Annotated in this window: 19 protein-coding genes; 12 read left to right on the top strand and 7 right to left on the bottom strand. The window is 73.1% G+C overall.

Annotated elements, in window-relative coordinates; translation table 11 throughout:
• The first annotated feature begins 31 nt into the window (after positions 1 to 31).
• The gene (locus tag S1361_RS03875) at positions 32 to 445 is read left to right on the top strand and encodes a MarR family winged helix-turn-helix transcriptional regulator (RefSeq protein ID WP_243769492.1); all 414 of its coding nucleotides are present in this window, start codon (positions 32 to 34) and stop codon (positions 443 to 445) included.
• 13 nt (positions 446 to 458) lie between these two features.
• Here S1361_RS03875 and S1361_RS03880 read toward each other — a convergent pair whose 3' ends face one another.
• Positions 459 to 1,220: a GNAT family N-acetyltransferase gene (locus tag S1361_RS03880; protein ID WP_208030440.1), complete on the bottom strand. Its 762-nt coding sequence runs from the start codon at positions 1,218 to 1,220 to the stop codon at positions 459 to 461.
• Between the two features lie 238 nt (positions 1,221 to 1,458).
• On the opposite strand from S1361_RS03880, the gene S1361_RS03885 reads away from it, so the two are divergent.
• The 7 genes from S1361_RS03885 (at position 1,459) to S1361_RS03915 (ending at position 7,630) form a co-directional block, all read left to right on the top strand.
• Complete coding sequence (locus S1361_RS03885; RefSeq protein WP_208030441.1) at positions 1,459 to 2,064, top strand: sulfite oxidase-like oxidoreductase; 606 nt, start codon at positions 1,459 to 1,461, stop codon at positions 2,062 to 2,064.
• Positions 2,057 to 2,812, top strand: coding sequence for a ferredoxin reductase (locus S1361_RS03890; protein WP_208030442.1), 756 nt, complete (start codon positions 2,057 to 2,059; stop codon positions 2,810 to 2,812). The genes S1361_RS03885 and S1361_RS03890 overlap by 8 nt, the downstream gene beginning before the upstream one ends.
• A 342-nt stretch (positions 2,813 to 3,154) precedes the next feature.
• Positions 3,155 to 3,403 (top strand): hypothetical protein, encoded by a 249-nt coding sequence (locus S1361_RS03895; protein WP_208030443.1) that lies wholly within the window; start codon positions 3,155 to 3,157, stop codon positions 3,401 to 3,403.
• Positions 3,404 to 3,684: 281 nt separating this feature from the next.
• Positions 3,685 to 4,269, top strand: a complete 585-nt coding sequence (locus tag S1361_RS03900; protein ID WP_208030444.1) for an Rv1733c family protein — start codon at positions 3,685 to 3,687, stop codon at positions 4,267 to 4,269.
• A gap of 191 nt (positions 4,270 to 4,460) precedes the next feature.
• Entirely contained in the window at positions 4,461 to 5,429 is a 969-nt protein-coding gene (locus tag S1361_RS03905; RefSeq protein WP_208030445.1) for an acetylxylan esterase, read from the top strand.
• A gap of 114 nt (positions 5,430 to 5,543) precedes the next feature.
• On the top strand, positions 5,544 to 6,734 hold the full coding sequence (locus tag S1361_RS03910; RefSeq protein WP_208030446.1) for a serine hydrolase domain-containing protein: 1,191 nt from the start codon (positions 5,544 to 5,546) through the stop codon (positions 6,732 to 6,734).
• A 152-nt stretch (positions 6,735 to 6,886) separates the two neighbouring features.
• Entirely contained in the window at positions 6,887 to 7,630 is a 744-nt protein-coding gene (locus S1361_RS03915) for a GntR family transcriptional regulator (protein ID WP_208030447.1), read from the top strand.
• On the opposite strand, the gene S1361_RS03920 is transcribed toward S1361_RS03915, so the two are convergent.
• The 5 genes from S1361_RS03920 to S1361_RS03940 form a co-directional block, all read right to left on the bottom strand.
• Positions 7,600 to 8,373 (bottom strand): class I SAM-dependent methyltransferase, encoded by a 774-nt coding sequence (locus tag S1361_RS03920; protein ID WP_208030448.1) that lies wholly within the window; start codon positions 8,371 to 8,373, stop codon positions 7,600 to 7,602. The genes S1361_RS03915 and S1361_RS03920 overlap by 31 nt on opposite strands.
• Before the next feature lie 44 nt (positions 8,374 to 8,417).
• On the bottom strand, positions 8,418 to 8,894 hold the full coding sequence (locus S1361_RS03925; RefSeq protein ID WP_243769062.1) for a hypothetical protein: 477 nt from the start codon (positions 8,892 to 8,894) through the stop codon (positions 8,418 to 8,420).
• 100 nt (positions 8,895 to 8,994) lie between these two features.
• Positions 8,995 to 9,879, bottom strand: coding sequence for a hypothetical protein (locus S1361_RS03930; RefSeq protein ID WP_243769063.1), 885 nt, complete (start codon positions 9,877 to 9,879; stop codon positions 8,995 to 8,997).
• 490 nt (positions 9,880 to 10,369) lie between these two features.
• Positions 10,370 to 10,624 (bottom strand): hypothetical protein, encoded by a 255-nt coding sequence (locus S1361_RS03935; protein WP_208030449.1) that lies wholly within the window; start codon positions 10,622 to 10,624, stop codon positions 10,370 to 10,372.
• 46 nt (positions 10,625 to 10,670) lie between these two features.
• Entirely contained in the window at positions 10,671 to 11,093 is a 423-nt protein-coding gene (locus S1361_RS03940) for an Hsp20/alpha crystallin family protein (protein ID WP_208030450.1), read from the bottom strand.
• A gap of 168 nt (positions 11,094 to 11,261) precedes the next feature.
• Here S1361_RS03940 and S1361_RS03945 point away from each other — a divergent pair, with 168 nt between their 5' ends.
• From S1361_RS03945 to S1361_RS38930, 4 genes are all read left to right on the top strand, one after another.
• Positions 11,262 to 11,774 carry an HdeD family acid-resistance protein gene (locus tag S1361_RS03945; RefSeq protein WP_208030451.1) on the top strand — a complete coding sequence of 171 codons (513 nt, stop codon included), beginning with the start codon at positions 11,262 to 11,264 and terminating at the stop codon, positions 11,772 to 11,774.
• 85 nt (positions 11,775 to 11,859) lie between these two features.
• Positions 11,860 to 12,282, top strand: a complete 423-nt coding sequence (locus tag S1361_RS03950) for an Hsp20/alpha crystallin family protein (RefSeq protein ID WP_208030452.1) — start codon at positions 11,860 to 11,862, stop codon at positions 12,280 to 12,282.
• A 202-nt stretch (positions 12,283 to 12,484) separates the two neighbouring features.
• Positions 12,485 to 12,739, top strand: a complete 255-nt coding sequence (locus tag S1361_RS03955) for a hypothetical protein (protein WP_243769587.1) — start codon at positions 12,485 to 12,487, stop codon at positions 12,737 to 12,739.
• The gene (locus S1361_RS38930; RefSeq protein WP_243769493.1) at positions 12,685 to 12,849 is read left to right on the top strand and encodes a hypothetical protein; all 165 of its coding nucleotides are present in this window, start codon (positions 12,685 to 12,687) and stop codon (positions 12,847 to 12,849) included. The genes S1361_RS03955 and S1361_RS38930 overlap by 55 nt, the downstream gene beginning before the upstream one ends.
• A 545-nt stretch (positions 12,850 to 13,394) precedes the next feature.
• On the opposite strand, the gene S1361_RS03960 is transcribed toward S1361_RS38930, so the two are convergent.
• On the bottom strand, positions 13,395 to 13,547 hold the full coding sequence (locus tag S1361_RS03960; RefSeq protein WP_208030453.1) for a hypothetical protein: 153 nt from the start codon (positions 13,545 to 13,547) through the stop codon (positions 13,395 to 13,397).
• Between the last annotated feature and the right edge of the window lie 45 nt (positions 13,548 to 13,592).

Genomic DNA, 13,592 nt, shown 5'->3' on the forward strand with positions numbered 1-13,592 from the left:
GGAGTCGGCCGTGGAGACGATCCAGCGCGAGATGACCATCTTCGCCCGCCGGGCCCGCGCCTCGGCGGGCCGCATGCACCCCGAGCTGTCCCTGGTGTCGTACACCCTGCTCGGCCACCTGGAGGAGCGCGGCGGCTGCCGGGCGACGGACCTGGCGGCGCACTACGCCCTGGACAAGTCCACGGTGAGCCGCCAGGTGGCGGCGCTGGAGCGGACCGGGCTGATCGAGCGCCGCCTGGACCCGGAGGACCACCGGGTTCAGGTACTGCATCTGACGGAGGCCGGCCAGGAGATCCTGGCCCAGGTCACCCGCAGCCGCCGGGCCGCGTTCCGGGAGCGGCTCGCGGGCTGGCCGGAGGAGGACCTGGTGCGGTTCGCGGCCTACCTGGAGCGGTACAACGCGAAGCCGGGCGGGACAGAGCCGGGCGGGACGGAGCCGGCCTGAGGCACCGGCCGGGTCACGGCACCGGCGCCGCCGCGCGGCCGTCCGCCAGCCGTTGCGGCACCCGGGCCGCGAGGAACGCCGTTCGGCGGCGCAGCCGGAAGCCGAGCGACTCGTACAGCCGGATCGCGGTGCCGTTCTCGGCGCTGGTGTGCAGGAACGGCGTCTCCCCGCGCTCCCGGATGCCGTGCGCGACCGCCAGGACGAGCCGGGTGGCCAGGCCCTCGCCGCGGAAGGCGGGATCGGTGCAGACCGCGCTGATCTCGGTCCAGCCCGGCGGGTGCAGCCGCTCCCCCGCCATGGCGATGAGCGCGCCGTCACGGCGTATACCGAGGTAGGTGCCGAGTTCCACGGTGCGCGGCAGGAACGGCCCCGGTTGGGTGCGGGCCACCAGGTCGAGCATCTCGGGGACGTCCGCCGGGCCGAGGCGGACCGCCTCCGGGTCCGGTGCGGCGGCGAGGCCGTCGTCCACGAACTGCACGCCCTCGACCCGGAAGGTGATCTCCCAGCCCTCCGGAACCGCCCCGCGGAACCCGGGGAGCGGGACCTCGCCGCCGGGGCCGGCCAGCGCGGCGAGGTCCGCCCAGTCCTGTGCGTCGGGTTCCTCGGGCAGCGCCAGCCAGGGCGAGACGTCGACCGGGTAGCGCAGCACCCGGCCGCGCCGCTCGGCGAAGCGGGCGTGCGGGCCGGTCAGGGAGGCGAGGGCCGGGTCGTCGAGGACGTGCGGGAGGCCGGCGGTGGTCCGGCCGGGGCCGCCCGGGCTGCTCACGACGCTCATGCGGTCACCTCGATCACGGTCCTGGCCACGTACGCCTGGGGCATCCTCGTTCCCTCACTTCCCTCGCGCTGTCACCGACGCGTCCCGTGCGCTGCCGTGGCGCACGGGAGCCGGCACCGATCGGCAAGGAGCGGCGCCGGGCCCGGTATTCCCGGGACCGGCGAGAGTTCACACGGCCGCAATGACGGGGGCGCGGACCAGGGGCGGAGCGCTCGGCACGACAGCGTACGGTTGAACCATGAACGTCACGCGAGGCTTCTCGGGCCGTCCGCGCGTCCACAATCCGGGGCTGCCGCCCGGGCAGTACGACGCGCGCGACGACTGGCCCGTCCTGTCCGCCGAGGTCACCCCCGACCTCGCCCCCGCCGACTGGTCCTTCCGCATCGACGGCCTGGTGGAGCGCCCGCACACCTGGGACTGGGACGCCGCACACGCACTGCCCGCGTCGGCGTACGCGGGTGACATCCACTGTGTGACGGGCTGGTCGAAGTTCGGCGTGCGGTTCAGCGGCGTCTCGCTGGACGCCTTCTTCGATGTGGTGCGGCCCCATGGGTCCGCCACCCATGCCGTCGCCCGCTCCCACACCGGCTACACCACGAACCTGCCGCTCGCCGACCTCACCGGCGGGCGGGCCTGGATCGTCTGGGAGTACGGCGGCGAGCCACTGCCGCCGGAGCACGGCGGCCCGGCGCGGCTGCTCGTGCCCCACCTCTACTTCTGGAAGAGCGCCAAGTGGATCGCGGGCATCACCCTCCTCGACCACGACGAGCCGGGTTTCTGGGAGCGCAACGGCTACCACGCGCGCGGCAACCCCTGGGAGGAGCAGCGGTACTCCGGTGACTGAGACGACGACTCCCCCGACCAGGTTCGCGGTGCCGGGGCGGATCGCCGTGGGCCACGAGACGGCGGCGACGTGGCAGACCGCCACCCTGACCGGGATCAGGCGCGAGACGCCGCGCGCGGCCACCTTCCGGCTGGCGGTGCCGGAGTGGGCGGGGCATCTGCCGGGCCAGCACCTGATGCTGCGGCTGACCGCCCCGGACGGCTATGTGGCGCAGCGCCACTATTCGATCGCGTCGGCGCCGGACGACTCCGGCCACATCGAGCTGACCCTGGACCGGGTGCCGGACGGCGAGGTCTCGGGCTGGTTCCACACCGTGGCCCGGCCGGGTGACACGGTCGAGGTGCGCGGCCCCCTCAGCGGCTTCTTCGCCTGGCCCGGTGACCGGCCCGCGCTGCTGCTCGGGGCCGGCTCCGGCGTCGTACCGCTGATGTCGATGGTCCGGCACCACCGGGCGCGCGGCCTCACCGTCCCGCTGCGGATGCTGGTGTCGGCGCGCAGCCCCGAGGAGCTGATCTACGCGGCGGAGCTGGGCGCGGAGACGACACCCGTCTTCACCCGCAGCGCTCCCCCCGGGGTGCCGGTGGGACGTATGACGGCCGCACATGTGGCGCCGCTCCTGGCCGAGCAACCGGCCCATGGGTGGGAGGCCTATGTGTGCGGAACCAACGGGTTTGCCGAACACGCTTCCCGCCTCTTGGTCGCGGCGGGCCAGCCGGTGGATCGGATCCGCATCGAGCGGTTCGGCTGAGAACCGAGGTCGGCCCCCGGGGAGTATCCGAAAGAGCTGATGGGGATGGGCGCCGCCGCGGAGTCCCGGAATGTCCAGGAACGCCCGCGCGGAGTGCTCAGAGTCGCCGGGGTCGGCGGCAAGGACCTCCACACCAGCCTGCGCGTAGCCGGCCATGATCGCTGAGCGGCTGCTCGCGCTGATCCACACCAGTACGTCGACACCGCCGCTGTCCCAGGCGGTTCGGGCGTAATCGGCAGCCGGCTGCGTCCTGCCCACCCCGCCGGTCCCGGTCAGTACCTGGCTGAGCACCGCAGTACCCACGCTGTCGACCGCCGTCCGCAACTGGTCGGCCTCGGCCCGGTGCTGGAACGACAGGTCGCGGGGCGGGAGCACGCCGACCTGGTGCGGCCAGGCGGCTGGTGTGCGGGGCGGGGCGTGATGGTGGACCTGCCCGGCGTAGCCGATGGCGATACTGCCGTGGTCGGCGAAGATGCCGCCGATGGAACGTTCACGTTCCGGATGTCGCCACCCGGGCGGGACCTGGTCGGCGACAGCATCGTCCCCTACGGCACGTTCAAGGCACCGGGGTTCGATGACGGATCGGCCTGAGAGACCGGCAGCTCCACTCCCCGGGAGCCAGGTCCTCGGCCGGCGTCGAGCGGCTCGGCCGGGCGCCCAGGTCGCGCGGCGGAGCAGGGCGCGCGATCGTGGGGCGCATAACGGGTGCCGTGCGCCATATGGGCTGGAACTAGCGGTTCGCGGCATGCGCGAGGTGCGCCGAACGGGGTATGAGACGGGTGTGGACGCTCGTGTACGTGAGCGGTGGGGGCGGTGGACCGGCGGCCCGGCTCCTCCGGCTCTCCGGCTCCGGCGGTGGCGAGGAGGTGGACATGCGTATCCGGGTGCGTGGCTGGCGCTGGCGGCGCAATCCGCTGCGACGCCGGTCGGACGTCGTGGAGGCGTGGACGGTGCTGGTGGTCGCCGTCCTGCTGTTCGTGGTCGCGCCGCTGGTCGGGGTGGCCGCCGGCCTCCATGCACACGACCGGGCCGCCGCGCTCGCCGCGGCGCAGCGGGCCGAGCGCCATCAGGTGCGGGCCGTGGTGATCGGCGAGGCGCCCGAGCGGCTGTCCGCCATGCAGAGCGACCGCCGGCACCCGTACCGCACCCAGGTCCGCTGGACCGAGCCGGGCAAGGGGGTGCGGACGGCGTGGGCCCGGGTGCCGGCGGGGACCCGCACCGGCGAACCGGTCTCGGTGTGGTTCGACTCCCGGGGCCGCAGTGTCGCCCCGCCGCCGGACGACGTGGCGGTCTGGCAGCACGCGGTCACCGTGGGGCTGGGCGCGGCCGGCGGCATGGCGACCGTGCTGCTCCTCGGCCACGCGGTGGAACGCCGGATCGCGCTGCGGCACCGGCTGGCCGAGTGGGAGCGGGAGTGGGCCCGGACGGGGCCGCGCTGGACCCAGCCGCACATGTGACGGGTTGATCACCCGACCACTGGGAGTACGAGGTCCCGCCCCTCCCCGGGAGAGGACAAGCGCTTACTCGTCGAACGACCAGCACTGGAACACCACACACGAAGGGGCGCAGACCCGCAGCACCCTGGCGAGTCATCCGACCACAGCCGTACGGTGAGCCGACGCAGTCTCCCTTCACAAAGGCGGTTGTGATGGCCCTGTTCGATCTGCCTCTCGACGAACTCCGCACGTACCGCAGCCAGTCCACCGAACCGGAGGACTTCGACGCCTTCTGGGACAAGACGCTCCAGCAGGCTCGCGAGCACCAACTGGACGCGCGCTTCGAGCCGGTGGAGACCGGGCTGTCCACGGTCGAGGTGTACGACGTGACGTTCGCCGGATTCGGCGGGCACCCCGTCAAGGGCTGGCTGCGGCTGCCCGCCGGGGCCACGCAACCGCTGCCGCTGATCGTGGAGTTCATCGGCTACGGCGGCGGGCGCGGCCTGCCGCACGAGAACCTGCTGTGGGCCTCGACGGGCCGGGCCCACTTCGCGATGGACACCCGCGGCCAGGGCAGCGCCTGGGGCGGCGGGGGCGGCACACCGGACCCGGTGGGCGCGGCGCCCGCCTACCCCGGATTCATGACGCGGGGCGTCGACGCAGCCGACAACTACTACTACCGGCGGGTGTTCACGGACGCCGTACGCGCGGTCGAGGCCGCCCGCTCCCATCCGCTGACCGACGCGGCGCGGACCGCGGTGACCGGCGCCAGCCAGGGCGGCGGCATCGCCCTGGCCGTCGGCGGCCTGGTCCCCGACCTGGTGGCGGTCGCCCCGGACGTGCCGTTCCTGTGCGACTATCCGCGTGCGGCGGTCCTGACGGACCGTCATCCCTACCGGGAGATCGGCCTGTTCCTCAAGACCCACCGCGGACGCTCCGCGGACGTGCTGCGCACGCTGTCCTACTTCGACGGGGTGCACTTCGCGGCCCGGGGCCGGGCGCCGGCACTGTTCTCGGCCGCCTTGGAGGACCAGACCTGCCCGCCGTCGACCGTGTTCGCGGCGTTCAACGCGTGGGGACACGAGGACAAGGGGATCGAGGTGTACGACTTCAACGACCACGAGGGCGGCGGCCCCTTCCAGGAGGCGGCGCAGGTGCGCTGGCTGCGGTCGTACGCCTGAAACGTACCCCCGTCCACTGCGCCGCACTTCCCTCCGGTCCGACCAGTCGGTACGTTCGGAGCGCCCGGGCCGCAGGGACGCGGCCCGGGGTTCGCCGGCGACGACGGAGGCCGCATGTCCGCGCAGGAGACACCGCAGACACCGCAGACGCACACAGGGATCCACGGTCACTGCGATCCGCGGTTCGCCGCGGTACGGGAGGCGTTCGAGGAGAACGTCCGCAAGCGAGGCGAACTCGGCGCCGCGGTGGCGGTCACCGTCGCCGGGGAGACGGTGGTGGACCTCTGGGGCGGCTGGGCCGACGCGGCGCGCACCCGTCCCTGGGAGCGCGACACGGTGGTGAACGTGTGGTCGACCACCAAAGGACCCGTGGCCCTGTGCGCGCACATCCTCGCCGACCGGGGTCTGCTCGACCTCGACGCGCCGGTGGCCGCGTACTGGCCGGAGTTCGCCGCCGCGGGCAAGGACAAGGTGCTCGTACGGCACCTGCTGTCGCACCGCGCCGGCCTGTCCGGGCTGCGGGAGCCGCACACCCTGGAGGACCTGTACGACTGGGAGCTGACCACCGCGCGGCTCGCGGCCATGGCGCCCTGGTGGGAGCCGGGCACCCGGTCCGGGTACCACGCGCTGACGTACGGCTTCCTGGTCGGGGAGGTCGTGCGACGGGTCTCGGGGCTGCGGCCGGGGGCCTTCCTGGAGCGCGAGGTGACCGGGCCGCTCGGGATCGACTTCACGATCGGGCTGCCGGCGCGGCAGGCGGGCCGGGCGGCCGAGATGGTGCATCCGTCGGCCGCGGCGGCCGGTGAACAGGCGGCGGTCTTCGGCCAGTTGGCGCCCCCCGCGCTGGCCGCCCTGACCAACCCCGTCGTCGGCGCGGCGGAGGCGAACAGCGCCGGCTGGCGGGCCGCGGAGATACCGGCGGCCAACGGACACGGCACCGCCCGGGCGGTCGCGGCGCTGTACGGCGTCTTCGCCGGGCACGGCTCGCACGGCGGCCGGCGGATCCTGTCCCCCCAGGCCGCGGAGCGGGTGCGCGAGGGCCAGGGCAGTTGCCGCGACCTGGTGATCGGCGCGGGTTTCGAGGGCGAGACCGAGATCGGGCTCGGCCTGTGGCTGAGCGGGTCCCGGGGGTCGTACGGCCCGAATCCGCGAGCTTTCGGCCATGACGGATTCGGCGGTTCCTGTGGGCTCGCCGACCCGGAGGCCGAGGTGTCGCTGGGCTACGTCATGAACCGGATGGGCCCGCACATCGCCGACGATCCACGGAAGACCGCGCTGGTCGACGCCCTCTACCGAGCCCTGTGAAGGGGGGTCGCGGCGGCTGGTGACCGACGTGCGTGCGGGTGGATTTCGGCCGAACCGGGAGACCACCCTTCCCTCGTGGTTTAGACCAATGCTAATTGTGGTCGCGCAACGAGCCCGCATGACTACGTTTTGTCACGACAGGAGGGCGCGGCATGGCCCGCACCACCCCGCACGATCCCCCGCCCGGCGACGACCGGCCCCTGTACGGGCGGATCGCGGCGCTGCTGCTCGACGAACTGCGCGACGGCACCATTCCACCGGGTGAGCGGCTACCCGGCGAGCGGCACCTGGCCGCGCGCTACGGGGTCAGCCGGGAGACCGTCCGACAGGCGCTGGAGGTGCTGCGCCGCAGCGGCCTGGTCGCCACCGACCGGCGGGGCAGCCACGCGACACTGCCCGGCCGGCCAGTCGAGACGCCGGAGTCGCTCACCTTCCCGGTGGGCGCCCGGTCGGCGGACCCCTGTGCGGTGGACCGGGCCACGGTGACCTGGGAGACGCCGCCGCCGGAGCACGCGCGGGCGCTCGGCCTGGCCCCGCACCGGCCGACCCTGGTGCACCGCTATCTGTCGGTGACACCGGACGGCCGGTCGCTGCGTACGGCGCTGACGACGTTCTCGGCGGTGGTGCTGGCCGAGGTGGCGGAGCTGGCTCGCTACCGGGACCGGGCCGACGGGGCCACGCCGGCGCAGCTGCGGCGGGCCTACGACTGGATGCGCAAGGCGGGGCTGACCCTGCACCACCGGGACTCCATCACCCAGGTCGGCGACGCCTCCTCGGTGCGGGTGACCCGGCGTGTGCACGACCAGTACGCGCGCCCGCTGGAGATCACCGATCTGGTGGTGAACGCCGAACGGGACGCGCTGGTCTACGAGTTCACTCTGCCTGCGGCGGGTTGAAGCCGGGCGGGCCGTTCCCCGGGCCGACGGGCCACCACCAGCCGGGCGCGCGGGCTGCCGTCGGCACGTCGGCCGAACCCGGGCAGGACGCCCAGCTCGACCGTCAGGCCCGCGCGCTCCAGCTCCCGCAGCACGGTGCCGAGCCGGAAGGCCCGGTAGTACATGACGAACGGCGGTCGCCACAGCGCGTTGCGCGCCCGCATCACCGTGTCGAAGCCGAGCAGCAGCCAGAAGCCGGGGTGGGCCGGGCGGGGCGGCGCGAACACCGGGAAGGCGAACCGGCCTCCGGGCCGCAGCACCGAGCCGACCTGGGCGAACAGCCCCGGCAGCTCCCGCGGCAGGAAGTGACCGAACGCCCCGAAGGAGACGACGAGATCGAACGCGGCCGTGAACGGCAGGGCCCGGGCGTCGCCACGCACCCAGGCGATGCCGGGCCCGTCCGCGGGCCGCACCCGCTGCCGGGCGACGTCGAGCATGCCGGCGCTGAAGTCGACCCCGGTGACGCTGCGCCGGCACAGTCCGGTCAGCACGCGTGTCCCGGCGCCGGTGCCGCAGCACAGGTCGAGCCCGTCCGTGAACGGGCCGAGCGGCGCCAGCGCCTCCGCCACCGCGTCCAGCACCCCGTCCGGGGTCCGGAAGGGGGTGTGGTCGAACTTCGGCGCGAGCAGGTCGTAGCCGTGCTCGACGGACGACAGCGCCTGCACGGCGAGTTCCCGGAGCGTGGGGCCTTGGGGACCGAACATGGCGTCAGCCTATGCCGGTCGCCCTGGGCCGTCCCACGGGCTCCTCAGCCGAAGGTGTCGTGGCAGAGCCGGACGATCCGGGGCTCGGCCACTCCGTCCGCCTGGCGGCACATCTCCCGCATGCGGGCGGCGGCGGACGGCGGGGCGGCCGGGCGGGGGCGCGGGGCCGGGCGTCGTACGGGGGTCCGGCGCTCCGGGCCGTGGTGCCCCCCGGGCGGGGCGGCCGGAGCCACGGCACGGGGCCGTGGCGCGGCCGCCGATGCGCGGTCGGGCCCGGGGTGCCGGGTCGGCGCGGCCGCCGAGGGGCGCCGGTCCGGATGCGCGCCTCCGGTGCGGACGAGCGCGGCCTTCCCGGACGGTGCCCCGGCCGGTTCCCGGTGCGCCGAGGGGCGCGCCCCCGCGTCGGGTGCGAGGGCGGGGCGGGAGCGGGCGTTGTCGGGCGGGGGGACGGAGCTGACGGTGGTGCAGCCGGCGAGGCCCATCAGCGCCGCCGCGAACAGCGGGAGAAGTCGGCGAGGCACCCGCCCACTGTGCCGCACCGCCCGGGGACACGGGCGGTGCCGCGCGGCATCACCACTCCGACGAGCGACCCGGCGGATACGGGGTGGTTACGGCGGCGGATCAGTCCTGGAGCTGCCGCAGCGTGGCCTTGCTGTCGGTCTTCAGCCAGTCGGTGACGTCGGTGAGCGCGGGCGGGTCCTTGTCCTTGTCGTACGAGGACAGATAGGCGCTGTAGGTCATCAGGTACGTCACCCAGCCGTCGCGGACGGCGAGCGTGGCGTAACGGGACCCGCTGGAGGAGCCGTTGGTGGTGTCCTGACTGATCAGGTAGGCCTCGTCTCCGACGCCCTCGACCGGGTCGACGTCGTAACCGGTGTGGCTCTCGCCGTAGTTCTTCCAGGTGGCGGTGAACTCGGGTCCCGGGTCGGTCTTCTTGTGCAGGTCCAGCTGGATGGTCAGGTAGGCGTCCGCGTACGACGAGCCGGGCTTCTTCAGGCTCAGGCTGCAGTAGCTCTCTTCCAGCGCCTTGTCGTCGAGCGAGGTGCGGGTCGGCGAGGAGTCGTCCTGGGTGTACTCGTCCTTGAAGGAACCGTAGTCGGCACTGGAGCACATGTTGGAGGGCGCCGCGTAGCCGCGCAGGTCCGCGCTGTCGGCCTTCCCGCCGAGGAGGACACCGGCCGCCCAGGCGGCGGAGGCCACGACCGCGCCGACGGCGGCCCACAGCACCGCCCGGCCGGCCCCTCCTCCACCGGCCGGCGGGGCGGGCGGCACGGGCCCGTACTGGGGCGCCGCGTAGAGGTTTCCCGGCTGCGGCTGTCCCGGCGCGGGCTGCCCGGCCAGCGTCGGCTGCGCGTAGAAGGCGCCCGCCGGAGGCGACTGCGGGTTCGGGTATGAATAGGCCGTCGGCTGCGGCGGGACGGCCGGCTGCTGGGCGGGCGGCTGGTGCTGCTGAGGCTGCTGCGCGGGCTGGCCGGCCGGCTGCGGCGGCTGCGGTGGCGTGGACATGCCGCGAAGATAATACGCGGTTGGCGGTCAAGTCCCCCGACGTCCGCAATCGTTATGGTCTGCGGACATCTGCTACGGATCCATGACGGTACGACCGGGACGCGCGCGGTGTGACGGCGCAAGCTGGCTGGCAAATCAGCACGCTTCGGCAGAGCCGGCGACCGCAGGATCGCCAGTAGCGGTGGCAGGAGCCGAGTGTCGCTGAGCACCTTGAGTTTGCGCAGACGGACGTCCTCTACGCCTCGGAGCTGGGCGCAGGAGGAACATCGCCGAGTTGATCCTGTCGGAGACACCCGGATCCGTTCGCCGGCTGGCAGCACTTCAGTGCCACCCGCGGCCTGCTGGTCCCGGCCCAGCGGCCTCATGCCGCCACCGGCCACTCCGCGAAAGGCCGGCGACGGCGAGGCGCGTCGTCCCTCCCGCCTTCGCCGGCGATGAGGTGACCGCAAGTCATCCAGGTGAACATCACCTGAGCACCTGCCGCCGACTCTCAGCGGCCGGCTGCCCGGCGGAGCGTTCCCACCGACGCGCCGATGGGCCATGGCAGCCGCCCTTCCCGCAGCGGGAAAGCCATCTTGGCGTGTGGCTTGGCGCTCAGGACGGTCCGCAGCCGCTGGTAGCGGTCGAGGTCTTCCCAGGTGTCGTGGTCGGGCGGGCTGGGGCTGCGGCGTCCGGTGCGCCAGGCCCAGACGCTGGCGGCGATACCGGCGAAGAGGGGCATGAGCAGCCACAACAGGGCGCTCATGGTTTGGGCCTCCTTCGGTGCGATGGGACGGACGGGTAGGTGGAGCTCAGGAGGTCAGCTGCTTGGGTGCGCCGCCGGATATGGCGATCTTTCGGGGCTTGGCGTGTGCCGCCAGCGGGATGCGCAGGGTGAGGACGCCGTTGTCGTAGGCCGCCTCGGCGGCAGCCGTGTCCAGAGCGTCGGACAGGACCAGGCGGCGGGTGAACCGGCCGGTGGGCCGCTCGGTGAGTACGGGACGGGCGTCGGCCGGGATCGGGGAGGGCCGCTCGGCGGTCAGGGTCAGTGTGTGATGCTCTGTGGTCAGCTCGATGCTGGAGCGGTCCATACCAGGCAGGTCGAACTGCACGTAGAGCGCTGCGTCGTCGCGCCAGGCATCTGCCGGGATGACGGTGCCCGCTGAGGCGTCGGCCTTCGTGAGCTGGTGCGTGAGCCGGTCGAGATCACCCAGAACGCCGGTACGCGCAAGCATGTCCAACTTCTCCCTCCTGAAAGTAGGCCGCAGGCAACTGTGGCCCGACGATCGAGTACCGCATATCCATATAGCCGACTCGAAGGATCACTGACAAGATCCGACTGCAAGAAGTTGACAGCATAAGACTCAAGCCGCTTCGGCCACTGAGGGCGGGGTGACGGCGCGATGCTCCTGGGCACGGCGTGGCGGCACCGGCAAGAGCGCCGCCCTGCCGCGGCCTGCGCGGCGGCCGGCGCGCTGGGCGTGGTGGCCGGACTGGTCACGGCCCTGTGGCCCGGGTTGGCAGCCCTGGTGCTGGTGGTCATGGCGGGGGCCTGGGCCATCGTGACGGGCTGCCTGGAGCTGTGGGTCGCCACGCGGATGCGGTACGAGCTGCGGCACGCGTGGTGGTGGCGAGCCACCGCCGTGGCGTCGGTGGTGGCGGGTGTGCTGTTGTGGCTGCGCCCGAATGCCGGTGCGGTGGCCATCGCTAGCGTTCTGGGTTTGTACGCGCTGATCGCGGGCGGCCTGTGGCTGACTGCCGCCTGGCGGGAGTACCGCACCCGCGCCGGCCGCGGTTCGCGGTCGTGGACGGGGCCGACGTCCGGTGCCCGCGTGGCCCACGGACGCTGCCTCCTGTACTCCAGGGCGCGGCGCACCGCAGGCCCGCGGGGAGCGCGGGGCGCCGAAAAAAGTTGAGTCGACTGTTGTCAACTTTGCGGCGTAGTGGTACATCAGAACTAGAGCGAGTGGACGCGGGAACGACCAGAAGGAGGGATGGCAGATGCTGATGCGTACGGATCCCTTCCGCGAGCTTGACCGGCTCGTCGAGCGGGTCTGGGGCACGGCCGCACACCCGGCGGGCATGCCGGTGGACGCCTGGCGTGATGGCGAGACGTTCTTCGTGGAGCTGGACCTGCCGGGCGTGGACCCTGAGTCCATCGACCTCGATGTCGAGCGCAACGTCCTGACGGTGAAGGCCGAACGCAAGCCGGCGTACGACGAGAGCACCGAGACGGTGGTCACCGAGCGGCCCGCGGGGACGTTCAGCCGGCAGCTGTTCCTCGGCGAGACCCTCGACACCGAGAAGATCGAAGCCTCGTACGAGGCCGGTGTGCTGAAGCTGCGGATCCCGGTCGCCGAGCAGGCCAAGCCGCGCAAGATCGCCATCAGTGGCGGCAGCGACCGCAAGGAACTGGGCGGCTGATCTCACAGCGACACCACTCCTTCGGGGCCTCGGGCGTCAGTCCGGGGCCCCGACGCCGTCCCTGGATCACGGCGGCGGCAAGTGGGGGGCGCGGTGGGCAGGTACGCCGCTGCAGCGCAGCCGGACGGCGGTGTGACCAGGAAAGGGCTGTGACAGATGACCTCGGCTTTCGGGTTCGGACGCGCTCCCTTCGGCGACTTCGATGATCTTTTCGCTCGTCAGTACCGGGCCCGTGCCCGCCCAGCGGCGCCCGAGGCAGGTGGACCTCGGCAGCCTGCTCTCGGAGCGCGCCCGGGAGCTGGTGCTCAGGGCCCGCGGCCCGGACATCGCCGATGGCGCGGCCGGCCTGGTCGCCGACCTGGGCCACCAGTCCGAGTTCGACGCCCGCCGCTGCGCCGCACCATTCAGCGCGAGCTCGAAGACCGCCTCGCCGACCTGCTGCTGTCCGGCACCCTGAACCCGGGCGACCGCGTCCGCGTCGGCGCCGTCGACGGGCGCCTCGACCTGCAGCAGGTATCCGCCGGCACCACAGAGCAGGACAGCAACGGCGGACAGTCGCAGGCGTAGGTGGAGGACCTGCTTCGGCTGCGCTGTCCTTGAGCGGCGGCTGCCTTGCGCCCGGGGACCACCACCGAGACCTGGGAAGGAGACACGCGGGCAGCAGAGGCAAGCTCGGCGTGAGGCAGCGGGCGACGCCGTGCGGAGGGTGGGGATCGTGGCGGATCCCGGTCTGCCGAGCAAGGCGGCCGCCGCCGTGGTGGAAGCACCAGTTCATCCAGGCGGCTACCCGGGCGTTCCACCTGGCACAGGGGCGAAGTCCGGTTCGCGGGCGGGTCGGCCGCGGCGTCCAGGCCAGGAGGTCACCCCGGTACGCGAGACGGCTACGGGGAAGACGGGATCGACGCCTCGCTCGCCCTGGTCGGACTGCGCGGGCGCCTTCGTCTGCTGCTGGGGACGGTCCGGGCGGACCGGCCCTGGTCGGCGTCATGGTCGGCCGGCTGCTGCTGAACGCAGGCCCACGATCGAGCCACGACCGCCGAGCAGTCCGGGATATCCGGGCATGCAGGCGGCGGCGACTGACCTGCCCACCGATCGCACGGCGGGGGCCGGCATCAGGACCCGGGTAGGCGTTCCGGCTCGCCGCCGTCGGCGTCGAACACCTTGGTGAAGGTGGCCCCGCACCGGCAGCGGGAGTGCTCGATCAGCTCGCCGTCAGCCGACACGCTCAATCCCTGGCTGAGCCGCACGTGCACATGATCACCCATGAGGAGCTGCCTTCCTTGACGTCCCTGATCCGGTCATCGTGGAGG

Source organism: Streptomyces cyanogenus (assembly GCF_017526105.1).
Taxonomy (GTDB): Bacteria; Actinomycetota; Actinomycetes; order Streptomycetales; family Streptomycetaceae; genus Streptomyces; species Streptomyces cyanogenus.